This is a genomic window from Serratia sp. CY38905, from assembly GCF_052168875.1.
GTDB classification, from domain to species: domain Bacteria; phylum Pseudomonadota; class Gammaproteobacteria; order Enterobacterales; family Enterobacteriaceae; genus Serratia; species Serratia sarumanii.
Window position 1 is genome coordinate 112,744 of the sequence record NZ_JBJNLV010000008.1, and the last position, 15,952, is coordinate 128,695.

Consider the following 15,952-nt stretch of genomic DNA (forward strand, 5'->3'; position numbering starts at 1 on the left):
ATTTCTCAGCAATCCTTCTTATAGGCAAGGACGCGGCCGGAAAGGCCGAGGCGTTTTCCCGATCACGAGGTCACCATGACAGAGATGATTTCCGCTACGGTATTGCTGTTTTTAATTATGGATCCGCTGGGCAACCTGCCGATTTTCATGTCGGTGCTCAAGCATCTGGAACCGCGCCGCCGCCGGGTAGTGCTGATCCGCGAGCTGCTGATCGCCCTGCTGCTGATGCTGATCTTCCTGTTCGCCGGCGAGAAAATTCTGGCGTTCCTCAACCTGCGCACCGAAACCGTCTCCATTTCCGGCGGCATCATCCTGTTTCTGATCGCCATCAAGATGATTTTCCCCACGCAGGAGGGGAACAGCTCCGGGCTGTCCGCCGGCGAAGAACCCTTCCTGGTGCCGCTGGCGATCCCGCTGGTGGCCGGGCCGTCGATTCTGGCGGCGCTGATGCTGCTGTCGCACCAGTATCCGCATCAGCTGCCCCATCTGGTGGCGGCGCTGTTGATCGCCTGGGGCCTCTCTGCGGCCATTTTGCTGATGTCGAACCTGTTCCTGCGCCTGCTGGGCAGCAAAGGCGTCAGCGCGCTGGAACGGTTGATGGGGCTGATTCTGGTGATGCTGTCGACCCAGATGTTCCTGGACGGCATACGGGCTTACATGAAGCTGTAGGCGCCTGGCGGCGCCGACGACGGCCCGCGCTCAGCGGGCGGTGATGCGGTTGATGCAGGCGAGCGTGTCGGCGACCACGCCGTCCAGCGGCTGGTTGATGTCGATCGCCTGCACATCCGGCTCCTGCTCGCCCGGCTCTTCCAGCGTGGCGAACTGCGAAACCAGCATCTGCGGTTTGAAGAAGTGGCCCTTGCGCTGTTTCAGGCGCTCCTCAATCACCGTCTTGTCCCCTTTCAAGTAGAGGAAATGCAGGTTGCGATTGCCTTCGCGCAGGCGGTCGCGATAGCTTTTTTTCAGCGCCGAACACACCAGCAGCGACACCGGATTGGTGCGTTGCATGGCGAAGATGGCGTCGTTCAAGGCCGCCAGCCACGGGGCGCGATCGTTGTCGTCCAGCGCGTGCCCGGCGGCCATTTTGTTGATGTTGGCGCGCGGGTGCAGGTAATCGCCGTCCAGCATGGCGGCATCGGCCTCGTGGGCGACGGCGCTGGCCACGGCGGATTTGCCGCTGCCGGATACGCCCATCAGGATAAATACGTGATTCTGCGGATTACTCATTGTGTCATGCCCTTATGGGAACTGGCGCGAGCGCGCCAAATGCGTCCCGACTGATAAAGATACTCTGGAACGCCGACGCCCCGCAGGGCGCCGGATAAAGATTATACGACCGTCGCCAGCAGCAGGCAGCCCACCAGGCCGCACACCGAGATGATGGTTTCCAGCACCGACCAGGATTTGATGGTTTCCATGATGCTCAGGTTGAAGTACTCCTTGAACAGCCAGAAGCCCGGATCGTTAACGTGCGAGAAGATAACGCTGCCGGAACCGACCGCAATCACCATCAGCTCAGGGCTGACGCCGGTGGTGGCGATCAGCGGGGCGACGATGCCGCCGGCGGTGATCGCCGCTACGGTGGCGGAACCCAGCGCCAGACGCAGCGCGGCGGCGATTGACCAGGCCATCAGAATCGGCGAAACGTTGCTGCCTTCCATCAGGCCGGCGATGTACTGCTCGACGCCGCTGTCCACCAGCACCTGCTTGAAGGCGCCGCCGCCGCCGATGATCAACAGCATCATGGCGATGATTTTAATCGAATCGGTGATGGTGCCCATCACTTCATCCATGGTGCGGCCGCGGTTCAGGCCGAAGGTGAAGATAGCGATCAGCACGGCGATCAGGGTCGCCATCACCGGGTCGCCGAAGAACTCGGCGAAACGCAGCAGGCTGTGGCCCTTCGGCAACACCATTTCAGCGACCGCGCGCAGTGCCATCAGGATCACCGGCACCAGCGACGTGGCGACGCTGACGCCAAAGCTCGGCATCTCCGCTTCGGTAAAGGTTTTCGGGTTGTACAGGCCTTCCGGCACCGGCTTGTCGATGCCTTTCAGGAAGCGGGCATAAACCGGGCCGGCCAGGATCACCGTCGGGATCGCCAGCAGCGTGCCGTACAGCAGGGTTTTACCCATATCGGCATGGAAGATGGTGGCGATGGCGGTCGGGCCCGGGTGCGGCGGCAGGAAGCCGTGGGTCACCGACAGCGCGGCGGCCATCGGCACGCCGACGTACAGCAGCGGGATGCGCGCGGAGGCGGCGATGGTGAACACCAGCGGCAGCAGCAGCACGAAGCCCACTTCGTAGAACAGCGCGAAGCCGACGGTGAAGCCGGTCAGCACCACCGCCCATTGAATGTGTTTTCTGCCGAACTTGTCGATCAGCGTGGTGGCGATGCGCTGCGCGCCGCCACAGTCCGCCAGCAGCTTGCCGAGCATGGCGCCGAAGCCCATGATCAGCGCCAGGCTGCCCAACGTGCCGCCCACGCCGGCCTTGATGGAGCCGATGACTTTATCGACCGGCATGCCCTGTGCGATCCCGACCGCCAGGGCAACCAGCACCAGAGAGATAAAGCCGTTCAGCTTGAAGCGGATCATCAGCAGCAGCAGCAGCGCTACGCCGCCTGCAACAATCACTAATGGCATAATTTTTCTCCAACCTTTTATCGCGACTCTCTTTACGATAGGCGTAAAGCGTGCGGTTGTTTTATTTTTAGGCTCTTTCCCGGTGTTATAAGAAGAGCTGTAGGTGTTGTTGAGTCAGAGGTTCAGTCTTGCAGCAAGATGACCGCACACTCGTTGTTACCGGTATCATGATACCGGTAACAACATGAGCGCCGGAACCGGGTAAGCGGCTAAAATTCGCGTTCTGGGACAGAGATCAAACTTATGCCGGCAACGAGCGGCGGGCTTACAGGCGGGATAACCCGCGCGCCTCAGGGCGCGCTGCAAAAAGAAAGGGTGTTAAAACAGAACGTTAAAATGGCTCAGATACTGCCGCCGGGGATCACGGTGAAACCGACGTCCACCATGCGCGGGCACACCGTTTCGCCGCGCAGCCGGGCCAGCAAGCGCTCGGCGCCGATCTGCCCCATGCGTTCGCGCGGCGTCAGCACGCTGGCCAACTTCGGCACCATCACCTGGCCGATATCATGGCCGTGGAAACCGGCGATCGCCATGTCCTGCGGGATCGACAACCCCTGCCGCTGGCACTCGAAGGCCGCGCCGATCGCCAGGTCATCGTTGGTGCAGAAGATACTGTCGATCTGCGGGTAGTCGCGCTGCGCCTGGCGCAGCAGCTCGCCGCCGGCGGAATAGGAGGAAGAGCGTGCGGTCATGATGCTGTACGGCTCCAGGCCGGATTCGCGCATCGCCTGCTCATACCCCTGCTGTTTGATGATGGTACGTTCATCCTGTCGGGCGCCGAAATAGACCACGTGACGGTGGCCGTGCGCGATAATCTGCTGGGTCATCTGGCGCGCCGCCTCGAAGTTGTTGAAGCCCACCGCCAGATCGATGCACGGCGAGACGCAGTCCATCAGCTCCACCACCGGAATGCCCGCCACCTCGATCATTTTCAGGGTGCGTGGCGTGTGATGGCGCTCAGACAGGATCAGGCCGTCGATATTGTAAGAAAGCAGCGAAGTCAGACGCTCTTCTTCACGCTCCGGCAGGTAGCCATAGTGCGCCAGCATGGTCTGGTAGTTGTGCGCGTCGGTGACGCTTTCGATGCCGCGCAGCACTTCGGCGAACACCTGGTTGGTCAACGACGGCAACAGCACGCCAATCGCCCGGCTGGTGGCGTTGGAGAGGATGTCCGGCGCGCGGTTGGGGATGTAGCCCAGCTCATCCAGCGCGACGGCGATTTTTTGCTGCAGGGCGGCAGAAACCTGGTCGGGATTGCGCAGATAACGGCTCACCGTCATCTTGGTCACGCCCACCTTGTCCGCCACATCCTGGAGTACCGGCCGTTTTTTCTTCATTATCAATGAACTGACTAACCGTGAATGGGCAGTCATTTTAGCAAAAAAAACGGCGGGCCGATATTGTCGGTTATGCGACGGCCAACAGAACTCACAGATTCTCCGCGCCAAGCGGAAACCGATAACCGCTACGTGCACTTCATCACACATTCGCCGTAATTTTTGGATCTCTCCACGCTTTTGGTGTATCCCTGACATAAATCTTCACTTAAATGAATATTTAAATGAGCCGCAGTCAATTTATAAAAAAAGAAGGGTTATCGCTGAGCTGTCTGGCGATGTACTTGCTGGGATGCCAACCGGGGGAGCGATTAAAAACGATTGGCGAACTGGCCCGCGACAACGCCCTGTCCATCGGTTTGATGCAGGCGGCGCTCAAGACACTGGAAAACGCAGGCTGCATAACCGTACAACGCAGCGGGCGCAACGGCAGCTTCTTAACCCATGTGGACTATAGGTCGCTGCTGGATTACGCCAACATTTCCCGCGTTGTTTGCGCCATGCCGTTACCCTATACCCGCGAGTACGAGGGGCTCGCCAGCGGATTGAAGCGCGAGTTTTCCGACGTACCGTTCTACTTTGCACATATGCGGGGAGCGGATATTCGCGTGGAATGTTTGCGCAATGGCATTTATGACCTGGCGGTCGTCTCGCGTCTGGCCGCCGAAGAGTATGTAAGCCGGCCGGAAAACGGGGTGAAGATCGCGGCGACGCTTGGAGAGCATTCTTGGGTATCGCATCAAATCATTCGCCGCCGCGGGGATCACGGCGCGGTGCGCAGAGTCGGCGTGGACTGCCGTTCGATGGACCAAAAGCTGCTGACGGATATGATTTATGACCCGGCGGCGGTCGCACGGGTGGAAATTCCTTACCACGACTGCCTGAGCCGGCTCGAAAACGGCACCATCGATGCCGTCGTCTGGAACGTCGAGAATCGCCAGGTGTTGGCTCGCTACGGGCTGGAGGCCGTGCCCCTGGAAGGGGATCAACGCGTCGTGCTGGCAACGGAAGCTACCATTTTAATCCGCAGCGATGACCGAAGCACCGGGAAACTGCTGGATACTTTTGTCGATACGCATCGGGTTCGCCAGCATCAGCGCGCCGTGGTGTCAGAAGAGATTGAGCCCAGCTATTGAAGGAGAGATTGTGGAAGAGAAGATGAAGCTGCTTTGCCAGGCCGGAGTGATAGATGAAGATATCTTCCGCGGCATGTTGCAAGTCATTGACGATCTGGAAACGCGCTGGGGGCGCCCGCTGCCCGAGGAACAGGGATGGATGGCCATCGCGCATATGGCGAACGCGCTGATGCGTTCACGGCGCGGCGAAATCATCGCACCGCTGGGCGAGGATTTTCTGCAGGAGATCGCCGCATCGGGTGAACTGCCCCGCCTGCGGCGGCTGAATGATGGGCTGCTGGCAAAGTTCAGCGTACGGCTGCATCCCAACGAAGAAGGTTATCTCTTGGCCAACCTGTTCGGCTTGTCTCCCCAACAGCGGCATTGATTTTTTCGCAACAAATGTTCAAAAAAATGAATATTTAAACGACGGCCAATCTGATGTTCCGGAAACCGCTGTCTTAAGGAGTCGCCAACCCTATGTTTTTAGATGCGCTACGCAAACAAAATCAGCCGCTGATTGACGCGTCGATCGGGCTGCTGCGCCAGCACAAACTCACGCCGGACACCTGGGTGATCGATGTGGATATGGTGAAACAGAATGCGCGCCGCATTCTGCAAACGGCGGAAGAATATCGTGTGACGCCGTATGTGATGAGCAAGCAGTTCGGCCGCAATCCCTGGCTAACCCAACAAATTATCGACCAGGGGTTCAGCGGAGCGGTAGCGGTGGATTTCCGCGAGGCGCGATGCCTGGCCAATAACGGCGTGCCGCTTCGCCATCTGGGGCATTTAGTGCAAATTCCGGACGGGGAAATCGAAAGCGCGCTGCGATGCCGGCCGGAAGTCATCACGGTTTTCTCATTTGAGAAAGCGCGCAGGATCGCCGAATGCGCCCGGCGTCTCGGCATGCGGCAACGCCTGCTGCTGAAAGTATGCCAGACCGGCGATATCGTCTACCCCGGTCAGGAAGGCGGCTTCCTGCCTGACGAGCTGGTCGATGTCGCGGCGCGCATCGCCGCGCTTGGCGGCGTGGAGATCGTCGGCGTCACGAATTTTCCTTGCGCCCTGGCGTCGGCAACGGCGGGCGAAAGCCTCACCACGCCGAACTTTACCACGCTGGTCAACGCGGCGAAAACGCTGCGCGCGGCGGGCTTTCCTATCGAGCAGGTTAACGCCCCGTCGGCCAATAGCTGCAACACCATCCCTGCGCTTGCCCGCGGTGGCGCGACGCATATTGAACCTGGCCACGCGTTTACCGGCACCATTCCGGCCAATGAATACGGCGATCAACCGGAACGCATCGCCATGCTGTATCTGTCGGAAGTGTCTCATAACGCAGGATCGAACAGCCTGTGCTTCGGCGGCGGCTATTACCGCCGCGGCCGCCTACGAAACGCGCTGGTTTTCGCCGGGGATACCCCCAGCGAAACGCGGACACTGCCGTTCCAATCGGACAATATCGATTACTACCTGGGGCTGGAGGGCAATTTCGCGGTTGGCAGCCCGGTAATCATGTGTTTCCGCACGCAGATCTTCGTCACCCGCAGCGACGTAGCGCTTATCCAGGGCATCAGCGCAGGCCGGCCAACGCTGGCCGGGCTCTACGACAGCCTGGGCAATCCCATCGTCTCGCGGCAATAGCCAAACGCCGTCGGCGTCTTAGCCGCCAATATCAGGGGGGAACACAGCATGAACAAATTTGTAGTCCTGGTGATCGACAGCTTTGGCGTCGGCGCCATGGAGGATGTGCCGCAAGTCAGGCCGAACGACGCAGGCGCCAATACCTGCGGCCATATCTTGCAGCAATGTCCCGACCTGCGCCTGCCCGCAATGGAAAGATTGGGCCTGATCAACGCGCTGGGATACCGGGCCAACGTGATGGAGCCCAATCCGCAGGCAAACGTCGGCAAAGCGGCTCTGCAACATGAAGGCGCCGACTCGTTCATGGGGCATCAGGAAATTATGGGAACTCAGCCCAAACAGCCCTTCAGAATGCCGTTCGGCGAAATCATGGATAAAACGGCTGGCGCCCTGCGGAAAGCGGGCTACCGGGTGCAGCGGCTCCCGGTGACGGCGAATACGGCATACCTTTGGGTCAACGACGCCGTGGCCATCGGCGATAACCTTGAAACCGACCCCGGCCTGGTCTACAACGTGACCGCCAATCTGAACCTGATCGATTACGACACGGTCAGAAAAATCGGCGCCATCGTTAGGCGATGCGCGCCCGTGAGCCGCGTCATTGTCTTCGGCGGAGAAAGCACCAGCAACGAAGCCATCGCCGCAGCGGCGCAAAGCCGGCAAGACATGTACGCCGGCATCGATGCCCCGCGTTCGGGCGTCTACCGGCAAGGCTTCCGGGTCGTTCATTTGGGTTACGGCGTCGATGAGGCCGTACAGGTTCCCGCCTGTCTGCAACGTCAAGGCATCCCGACATCCCTGATAGGGAAAGTGGCGGATATCGTCGCCAATCCCGACGGCGATAACTTCGGCGGGATTGTCGATTCCGCGCAAATCATGGCGCTGACCCTGAGCGAAGCGCAACGACCGGGCCGGCGATTTATCTGCACCAACATTCAGGAAACCGATCTGGCCGGGCATGCGCAGGATGTGGCGCGTTATGCGGAGCGCCTGCAACTGGTGGACGGATATCTGGCGCATCTCATGTCGCTGCTGGATAAGGACGACGCGTTAGTGGTCATGGCCGATCATGGCAACGACCCGACGATCGGGCATTCACAGCACACGCGCGAGTGCGTGCCCCTGCTGGTCTGGCGCCCGGGCGTTACTGGCGTCCGGCTGGGAGATCGGGCCACGCTGTCCGACGTGGGCGCCTCCGTTTGCGACGCCTTCGGCGCTCCCGCACCGCAGAACGGCACCTCTTTTTTCTCATTATTGCAGGGGAATTCTCATGGCTGATCAGATTGAATGGCTCAACGCCGACGGCTACACCTATGCGCATGAACATCTGCACATCGATCTTTCACCATTTAAGCATAACGATGACTGTCGCCTCGACAGCTATGCTCTGCTGCGCGATGAAATGGAGGCGTTGATGGCGCGGGGAGTCCGCAACATCGTCGAGGTAACGAACCGCTATATGGGGCGTGATGTCCACTTCATCGCGCGCCTGATGCGCGACACCGGTATCAACGTGCTGCTCTCCACCGGCTACTACCAACAGGATTTCTATCCCGAACACGTCGCCACCCGAGACGCGCAAACGCTGGCCGCCGAAATGATTGCCGAAATTGAATGCGGCATCGACGGCAGCGGCCTGTGCGCTGGCGTGATTGCCGAAATCGGCAGCAGCGAGGGCCGAATCACGCCCGACGAATCAAAAATGTTCCACGCCGCCGCCCTCGCTCACCACGCCACGGGGCGGCCAATCTCCACGCATACCAGCTTCAGCACCATGGGGCCGGAGCAGCTCGCCCTGCTGCAATCTTACGGCGTGCCGGCCGACCGCATCGTGATTGGCCACTGCGATCTGAAAGACAATCTGGAAACTGTCTTGCACCTGATCGATCGGGGCGCGTGGGTGCAGTTCGACACCATTGGCAAAAACAGCTACTACCCGGATGAAAAACGCGTGGCGATGCTGACCGCGCTGTCGCAACGCGGCCTGCTCGATCGGGTGATGCTGTCGATGGACATCACGCGCCGTTCGCATCTGCGCGGCAACGGCGGCCCCGGCTTCAGCTACCTCATGGACAGTTTCGTTCCGCTGTTGCTGGAGGCGGGGATCGGTCAGCAAGCCGTGACCGCAATGCTGCAACACAACCCAAATCGGTTCTTCAAATAATAAGGTGATAGCCATGAAAAAAATCGGAATTGCAGGTTTACAGCGGGAACAGATCAAACAGGCCATCGAGAGCGCCGCCCCAGGCATTTTTGACGTCAGCATCTTAAGCGACATGGACGCCGCCGCCCGAGTCAAAAACGGCGAACTGGACTATTTCATCGGCGCCTGCAATACCGGCGCCGGCGCTGCGCTGTCCATCGCGATAGCCATCATCGGCTTCAACAAATGCTGCACGATCGCCAAGCCGGGCATTCGTGCGAAAGAAGAGCAAATAACGAAGTGGGTGGCGGAAGGAAAAGTCGCGTTTGGCCTTTCGGTCGAGCACGTCGAACATGCGATCCCGCTGTTGATTCGGCAACTGTCATAAGGAGGCGAAAATGGACCCTATCCTTTCCGTCATTCTGGTGTCCCTGTTGACGGGCATGACGGCGCTGTTATCTCACCGTTCGGCGGCAGTCTTTCATGACGGCATTCGCCCTATCCTTCCGCAACTGGTGGAAGGCCATATGAACCGTCGGGAAGCGGGCAGCATCGCTTTTGGCCTCAGCATAGGGTTCGTGGCCTCCGTCGGCATTTCATTTACCTTGTCCACCGGCTTGCTGAACAGCTGGCTGCTGTTTCTGCCTACCGACATCATCGGCGTGCTGGCCGTCAACGTGTGGCTGGCATTCATTCTCGGCGCCATCTGGGGCATTCTGGTCTTCACCAGCCTGCAGCCCATCAACCAACTCCTGACCTCGCTGCCGGTAGACATCATTGGCGCGCTGGGGGAACTGAGTAACCCGGTCGTGTCGGCCTTCGCGCTCTTTCCCCTGGTCGCCATTTTCTACCAGTTCGGCTGGAAACAGAGCGTGGTCGCGGCCCTGCTGGTGTTGCTGTCGCGCCTGATCGTCGTGCGTTATTTCCCGCATCTGTTCCCGGAGTCGATCGAAATCTTCGTCGGTATGGTTTTGCTGTTGGGCATCGCGATTTTCCGCGATCTGAGAGATCGGCGGACTTCCCCAACGGGTGAAGAGGCTTCGGCCCCGTCGATGTTTGAGGAGCGCACACAGCGCATTATCAACAACCTGCCGCTTATTGCCGTAACCGGCGCGCTGATTTCTGCCGTCGCCAGCATGAAGATCTTCGGAGGCTCCGAAGTCTCGATTTATACGCTGGCGAAAGCCTACGCGCCCGGCATCTCGCCCGAAGAATCAGACGCCCTTCTGCACCAGGCGGCGCTGGCCGAATTCATGCGCGGGCTTGGATTCATTCCGCTGATCGCCACTACCGCGCTGGCGACCGGGGTATATGCGGTGGCGGGCTTCACGTTCGTCTTTGTCGTCGGTTACCTTTCCCCCTCGCCCTGGCTTGCCGCACCGGCGGGCGCCATCGTCATCACGCTGGAAATCCTGCTGCTGCGCTATATCGGCAAATGGCTGGGCCGATATCCTTCGGTGCGCAATGCATCCGACAATATCCGCAACGCGATGAATATGCTGATGGAATTCGCCTTGTTGATCGGCTCCACTTTCGCGGCCATCAAAATGGCCGGGTACACAGGCTTCAGCATGGCGGCGGCGCTCTATTTCCTTAACGAAGCGCTCGGCCGCCCGGTGCTGAAAATCGCCGCGCCGGTGGTGGCGGTCATTATCACCGGCATTCTGCTCAATATTTTCGGCTGGATCGGCCTGTTTGTGCCGCAGTGATCAAACCGTCGCCATTACTGAAACAGCGTCATGCCAGGAAGGGAATATATAACGATGGCTATATTCACTCTGAACATAAAACGAAGCGCCGTTACAGGGCTCGCCCTGATTTGTCTGCAAAACGCGCCGGCGCATGCCGAGTCCATCGCGCCCAACAGCGATACCCGCGAGCGGTGGCGGGTAGACTATTCGGATATCGGCTATCCGAATGTAGGCTTTTCTCCCTACATAGAAGGCTGGATCAACGGTTATCTTACGCCTGCAGACTATCCGGACGGCGCGGCAATCCTGCCGGCCCCGCCGATTGAAGGCAGCGCGGCCTGGAAAGCCGACGTGGAAACCTTTTACCAGCTTCGCAAACTGCGCGATACGCCCCGGGGCAGGTTGGCGGTGGAGGATGCCAATCTGTCCTTCAATACCATCGGTCGGGCTTTCTCCGCAGCGTTGGGTACGGAGATATCGCGCCAGCGCACGCCGCATACCCACCTTTTGCTGAGCCGCCTGCTCACGGACGCCGGCTATGCTTCCAACGGCGCGAAAAAGGCCCACGCCCGCATTCGCCCCTACTCCGCGCTGCGGGTGGAGAGCTGTACCCCGCAAGAGCACAGTGCGCTCAGCAACGATGGCGGTTCCTATCCCTCCGGGCATGCCGTAACCGGTTTCGTATGGGCGATGACGCTGACGGCCATGGTGCCGCAACGTGCGACGGAGCTCATGCGCAAGGGTTATGAGTTTGGCCGCAGCCGGCTGATTTGCGGCGTACACTGGGCCAGCGATGTCGAAGCCGGCCGCGTGTTGGCGGCCGGTGCCTTTGCTCGATTGCAAGCCAGCGCGGAATATCAGCAGCAATTTCGGGAAGCAAAACGAGAGATAGATCGGCTGTTGCAGCAGCAAACGGAAGAACGCTGACCCTTAGCCCGCGTCGATTCCCCCGCGCTTGCGCGCGGGGGAATCATGCCATTCCGCGGCGACTATGGAAGAGCATTAGGGGTTAAACGGTGTGTCATAGCCTGCGAACTGATAGACATACTGCAAAATCGCCGTGCCGTTTTCATCCGCCCGATTTTCACGATCGACCAGCAGGGCGGTAATGCCCTCCGCGCCGCGCAGATGGGCGCCGCCGAGTAAACCCGACAGCGTGATTTCCACCGCATCCGGTACGCCCGGCGGCGGCGTCAACACGGGATGGCATTCAGACCAACGAATAGTGGTGCCCAAATAATCATTCAGGGTTTTGCCTCTCTCCGCCAGCAAACGCACCATGCCCTCGTACTTATCGACAAAATGATCTTTGGCGACATAGTCCTGTTTATCCGGATCGAGAACATCGTCAAAACTATTAATGCCGTGTTTGCCGGTAAAGGTCCCTTGCCAGGTATTCACATCCGTGACATGCACTTCGCCTTTGCCAGGCAGATTCATGACCTTATCCCGCACGCCGTTGGCCCAATTTGACACCGGCACGTCGGAATAATATTTAGGGAGATGGTTTTCATCATAATGCGTGTAATATCCCAGATCCCAGAAGTCTTGTTCGCTGAGCTGGTAACCGATAAAACCGAGATAGTTCATCGTCGCATACTGCATTTGCTTGAACATCTGAGGATCCGTTGAACCTTGAGTATAGTATTTGCCGATACCCAAACGCTCGAAATATTCTCTTATCGAGACATTGCTTTTGGTTGTCGTACCATCCTGGGCCCGAATAACCCGGCCGGGATACTCCACATCCTGATAAGATGTCGCGGTTGGATTATCATAATTTTCCGCATAATATTGCGCTTTTTGCGGATCGATCGTGCTTTCGAAAGTGAGTATCGCATTTAAGAAATCATCATAAGTGCCGTTACGTTCATTTTTAATTTTCATCATTTTTCCTCTATCTCCAGGTATGAGATTGTTTTCTGCAATGGCATTCAGCGTGTCGAAAGCCCGTGCGCGTGAGCTCGGACGCCCCTCTGTGGCGCGATTGGAAAACCAAAAAATAAACTGACGAAAGAAATTAAAAATATATTTAGCACGCAACCCACTGAGCGGCTATCGTCCAAGTCAAAAATCAGCCACCGCTCTGGCACTCATTTCCGGACCGTTTTATTTACGTATTTCAGCCCGTCAATATTATTTGACCTTCAGTTCACAGATACCCCACCTGAAATTAACATCATGCAAACACAAACAGTGGCATTGCCTTTGCAATTAATACGTTATCAGGAAATAATTTATTTATATAATAATTCTAAATCCTTTATTAAATCGCTCGATAAACAGACAGGCTGTAAATATTATTATCAATAATGTAAAGCCAGCTTAATTTAATCGTTGCCGCTCTTATGTCAGGCGTATAAAAATCACACAGCGGCTCCAGAATTAACTTTTTTACTCAAAAGAAGGCAAACACTTTTTGCAGCCTGGCGCGAAGGAAACGCCAGAAAACCGAGGAAATAACCGGGCCATAACAAGAAAACCAACCCGCACTCCAGGCTAAGCCTGAAGCACCAGGTTGGTCATATTGCGCCGCCAGCCGCATCAGCGGAAGGCAACAACTTGATATTTACCGCCTAATCACACCGGCGGCAGATCGAACAGCAGGATTTCGCTCTCTTCGTCGGCCTGAATCGTCAGACCCGATTCATCCCACACCGCAAACGCGTCGCTGATGCCGGCGGCCTGGCCGTTGACCGAGACCTTGCCGCGCACCACCTGGATCCAAATGCGACGGCCGGCGGCGATCGGATACTCACCCTGCTCGCCTTTATTCAGCGCCCAACGCGACAACGTCATATCCTGGAACACCTTCAGCGAACCGTCGCGCGCATCCGGCGACAGCACCAGCTGACGGCCCTGCGGCGCGTCGAACATGCGCTGCTCGTAGCGCGGCTCCAGCCCGACCTGATCCGGAATGATCCAAATCTGGTACAGGTGCAGCGGACGATCCTGATTGGCGTTGTACTCGGAGTGACGTACCCCGGTGCCCGCGCTCATGATCTGGAATTCGCCGGCCTGGATCTGCTCCTTGTTGCCCATGCTGTCCTGATGCTCCACCGTGCCGCTCAGCACATAGGTCAGGATTTCCATGTCCTTATGCGGGTGGGTGCCGAAACCCTGCCCGGCGTCGATCACATCTTCGTTGATCACACGCAGCGCCGAGAACCCCATAAAGTTCGGATCGTAGTAGTCGGCAAATGAGAAGGTGTGCCAGCTATCCAGCCAGCCATGATTGGCGTGGCCGCGGTCTTCCGCTTTACGTACATAAATCATATTCAACTCTCCTCAATGTTTTTTTACAGTCTAGTCCTGCGGGCAGAATAAGAAAGCGTAAAAAACTCATGCCTCTGTTCAAAAATTTCGATGGAATGAAACGGCGGATGGGCAACGGATTTGTTGAAGGCGGAAGCGGTTGAAAAAGGGCAAAAAAAAAGCCAGCACCCGAGCTGGCTAAGTAAACACTGGAAGCAATGTGAGCAATGTCGTGCCTTCGCAGCGAGAGTATCAAGGGTTGATGCCCTCCCCGGAACGCATCGCAATAATAATCATTATCATTCGCACCTGTAAAGCGTTTTTTTTGACCCGTTGAAATAATATTGACTCAAGGCAGTAAACGGATAAATTCAGAGGTTATTCAACCGGTAAGCAACAGGAGCAGCGAGATGAGCGAGATCGTGATACGCCACGTGGAAACAACGGATGCGCAGGCCCTGCATCATCTTTATTCTCTGGCGCCCGTCTACCGCGATACGCTGCAGCTACCGCTACCGTCCGTCGAGTCCTGGCAGAAGCGCCTCGCCAATCCCGAACCGGGCACGTATAACCTGGCGGCCGTTATCGACGGGCAGCTTGCCGGCCAGTTGGTTGTGATGCTGAATCAGCGCGTGCGCCGCCGCCACGTGGCTACCTTCGGCATCGGCGTCGATCCGCACTACCACGGTAAAGGCGTCGGCAGCCGCCTGATGCAGGCGATGATCGACCTGTGCGACAACTGGGCGGCCATCGAACGCATCGAGCTGACGGTGTTCACCGACAACCCGGCGGCCATCGCGCTGTACCGCAAATTCGGTTTCGAGATAGAGGGCACCAGCCGCGCCTATGCCATGCGCGACGGCGTACTGGTCGATGCCTACCATATGGCGCGTTTGCGTTCCGGGCAGCCGCACGGCGATGCGTAATCGTCCCCACCCGCAGGGGCCGCTGCGCCGGCCCCTGAACATCAACCGCCGAACCTTTTTACAAGCGCTGGCCGGCCTGACCGCCGCCGTCGGCATATTCTCTCCTCTCACCCCATTAGGTGCCGCTATGCCAACTTCCGCCGCCGGGCGCCCAGGCGCCCGCAACCTGATTACCGATGTGCCGGGCCTGAAGGTCGGCGTGGCGCAGGACAGCCGGGTGCGCACCGGCGCGACGGTTATCCTGCCGGACAGCCCGGCGATCGCCGCCGTGGACGTGCGCGGCGGCGGCCCCGCCACCCGGGAAACCGACGCGCTGGGCGAAGACAATTTGGTGCAGACCGTCGATGCGCTGACGTTCAGCGGCGGCTCGGTTTACGGTCTGGCGGCAGCGGACGGCGTCGCTGCCTGGCTGGGGCAACAGGGTAAAGGCTACGCGCTGCGCCCGACGCCCGGCGTGCCGGTCTCCCCGATCGTTCCCACCGCCTGCCTGTACGATCTGGCCAACGGCGGCGACAAAAACTGGCAGCTCACGCCGCCGTATCGCCAGTTGGGCATCGATGCGGTCGGCAAGGCCGGGCTGGATTTTCCGCTCGGCACCGTCGGCGCCGGCTATGGCGCCATGACCGGCATGGGCAAGCTGAAAGGCGGCCTCGGCTCGGCATCTATCATTGCCGCCAATGGCGCTACCGTCGGCGCGCTGGTGGCGGTCAACAGTTTGGGTGCAGTGGTAGCGCCCGGCACCCGCGCCTTCTGGGCGACGCCCTATGAAATTGACGGTGAATTCGGCAACGGCGGCACGGCGGCGCTGGCGCAACTGCGCGCCCAGGGCGAAGATTGGATGGAACAAGAGCCGCAGGGCGGCAGAAAGAATACCACCCTGGCCTGTATCGCCACCGATCTGGCGCTGACGCGAGTGGAGTTGAAACGGGTGGCCATCATGGCGCAAGACGGCATGGCGCGCGCTATTCGCCCGCTGCACAGCCCGTTTGACGGCGACGTGGTGTTCGCCCTGTCCACCGGGCAGCGCGAGGTTCAGGGCAGCCGCGAACTGGCGGTGCTGCAAATCGGCGCGCTGGCGGCGGACACCCTGGCCCGGGCGATCGCCCGTGGCGTGCATGCCGCCACGCCCTGGCCAGGCAGCCAGGTCGCAACCTGGCAAACGCTCGGCGGCTAACACGCCGCCACCAAAAAAGGGG

The 15,952-nt window shown here is 58.9% G+C and carries 16 protein-coding genes; 11 read left to right on the plus strand and 5 right to left on the minus strand.

Going from position 1 to position 15,952, the window contains the following annotated elements:
• The first annotated feature begins 75 nt into the window (after positions 1-75).
• Entirely contained in the window at positions 76-669 is a 594-nt protein-coding gene (locus ACJ8MK_RS17375; protein WP_033654449.1) for a YhgN family NAAT transporter, read from the plus strand.
• Positions 670-699: 30 nt separating this feature from the next.
• Here ACJ8MK_RS17375 and gntK read toward each other — a convergent pair whose 3' ends face one another.
• The 3 genes from gntK to gntR all read right to left on the minus strand — a co-directional run bounded on the left by gntK (position 700) and on the right by gntR (position 3,982).
• Positions 700-1,227 carry a gluconokinase gene (gene gntK / locus ACJ8MK_RS17380; protein ID WP_033636338.1) on the minus strand — a complete coding sequence of 176 codons (528 nt, stop codon included), beginning with the start codon at positions 1,225-1,227 and terminating at the stop codon, positions 700-702.
• A gap of 101 nt (positions 1,228-1,328) precedes the next feature.
• The gene (gntT, locus tag ACJ8MK_RS17385; protein WP_033636339.1) at positions 1,329-2,645 is read right to left on the minus strand and encodes a gluconate transporter; all 1,317 of its coding nucleotides are present in this window, start codon (positions 2,643-2,645) and stop codon (positions 1,329-1,331) included.
• Between the two features lie 341 nt (positions 2,646-2,986).
• Positions 2,987-3,982, minus strand: a complete 996-nt coding sequence (gene gntR, locus ACJ8MK_RS17390) for a gluconate operon transcriptional repressor GntR (protein WP_004930833.1) — start codon at positions 3,980-3,982, stop codon at positions 2,987-2,989.
• 224 nt (positions 3,983-4,206) lie between these two features.
• Between gntR and yhfZ the strand changes: the two genes are divergently transcribed.
• The 8 genes from yhfZ (at position 4,207) to ACJ8MK_RS17430 (ending at position 11,502) form a co-directional block, all read left to right on the plus strand.
• Entirely contained in the window at positions 4,207-5,118 is a 912-nt protein-coding gene (gene yhfZ, locus ACJ8MK_RS17395) for a GntR family transcriptional regulator YhfZ (RefSeq protein WP_049213044.1), read from the plus strand.
• Between the two features lie 10 nt (positions 5,119-5,128).
• The gene (locus tag ACJ8MK_RS17400; protein ID WP_033654451.1) at positions 5,129-5,485 is read left to right on the plus strand and encodes a hypothetical protein; all 357 of its coding nucleotides are present in this window, start codon (positions 5,129-5,131) and stop codon (positions 5,483-5,485) included.
• Positions 5,486-5,577: 92 nt separating this feature from the next.
• Positions 5,578-6,741 (plus strand): YhfX family PLP-dependent enzyme, encoded by a 1,164-nt coding sequence (locus tag ACJ8MK_RS17405; protein ID WP_033654452.1) that lies wholly within the window; start codon positions 5,578-5,580, stop codon positions 6,739-6,741.
• Between the two features lie 48 nt (positions 6,742-6,789).
• On the plus strand, positions 6,790-8,019 hold the full coding sequence (locus ACJ8MK_RS17410; protein ID WP_197772251.1) for a phosphopentomutase: 1,230 nt from the start codon (positions 6,790-6,792) through the stop codon (positions 8,017-8,019).
• Positions 8,012-8,905: a phosphotriesterase-related protein gene (locus ACJ8MK_RS17415; RefSeq protein WP_047570184.1), complete on the plus strand. Its 894-nt coding sequence runs from the start codon at positions 8,012-8,014 to the stop codon at positions 8,903-8,905. Before ACJ8MK_RS17410 ends, ACJ8MK_RS17415 begins: the two co-directional genes overlap by 8 nt.
• Positions 8,906-8,918: 13 nt before the next feature.
• Entirely contained in the window at positions 8,919-9,272 is a 354-nt protein-coding gene (locus ACJ8MK_RS17420; RefSeq protein ID WP_033654455.1) for a DUF2620 domain-containing protein, read from the plus strand.
• Between the two features lie 10 nt (positions 9,273-9,282).
• A complete protein-coding gene (locus tag ACJ8MK_RS17425; protein WP_047570181.1) occupies positions 9,283-10,593 on the plus strand; it encodes a YhfT family protein in 1,311 nt (436 codons plus the stop codon).
• A gap of 54 nt (positions 10,594-10,647) precedes the next feature.
• Positions 10,648-11,502 (plus strand): acid phosphatase, encoded by an 855-nt coding sequence (locus ACJ8MK_RS17430; protein ID WP_442517928.1) that lies wholly within the window; start codon positions 10,648-10,650, stop codon positions 11,500-11,502.
• A 75-nt stretch (positions 11,503-11,577) separates the two neighbouring features.
• Here the strand turns inward: ACJ8MK_RS17430 and ACJ8MK_RS17435 are convergent, their stop codons facing one another.
• Together ACJ8MK_RS17435 and ACJ8MK_RS17440 are read right to left on the minus strand one after the other, a co-directional pair.
• Complete coding sequence (locus ACJ8MK_RS17435; protein WP_041037055.1) at positions 11,578-12,465, minus strand: hypothetical protein; 888 nt, start codon at positions 12,463-12,465, stop codon at positions 11,578-11,580.
• Between the two features lie 690 nt (positions 12,466-13,155).
• Positions 13,156-13,851 carry a pirin family protein gene (locus ACJ8MK_RS17440; protein WP_033636340.1) on the minus strand — a complete coding sequence of 232 codons (696 nt, stop codon included), beginning with the start codon at positions 13,849-13,851 and terminating at the stop codon, positions 13,156-13,158.
• 389 nt (positions 13,852-14,240) lie between these two features.
• Here ACJ8MK_RS17440 and ACJ8MK_RS17445 point away from each other — a divergent pair, with 389 nt between their 5' ends.
• Both ACJ8MK_RS17445 and ACJ8MK_RS17450 read left to right on the plus strand, forming a co-directional pair.
• Positions 14,241-14,756 (plus strand): GNAT family N-acetyltransferase, encoded by a 516-nt coding sequence (locus tag ACJ8MK_RS17445; RefSeq protein ID WP_103830313.1) that lies wholly within the window; start codon positions 14,241-14,243, stop codon positions 14,754-14,756.
• Positions 14,749-15,930 carry a P1 family peptidase gene (locus ACJ8MK_RS17450; protein ID WP_442517929.1) on the plus strand — a complete coding sequence of 394 codons (1,182 nt, stop codon included), beginning with the start codon at positions 14,749-14,751 and terminating at the stop codon, positions 15,928-15,930. Before ACJ8MK_RS17445 ends, ACJ8MK_RS17450 begins: the two co-directional genes overlap by 8 nt.
• The last annotated feature ends 22 nt before the right edge of the window (positions 15,931-15,952 follow it).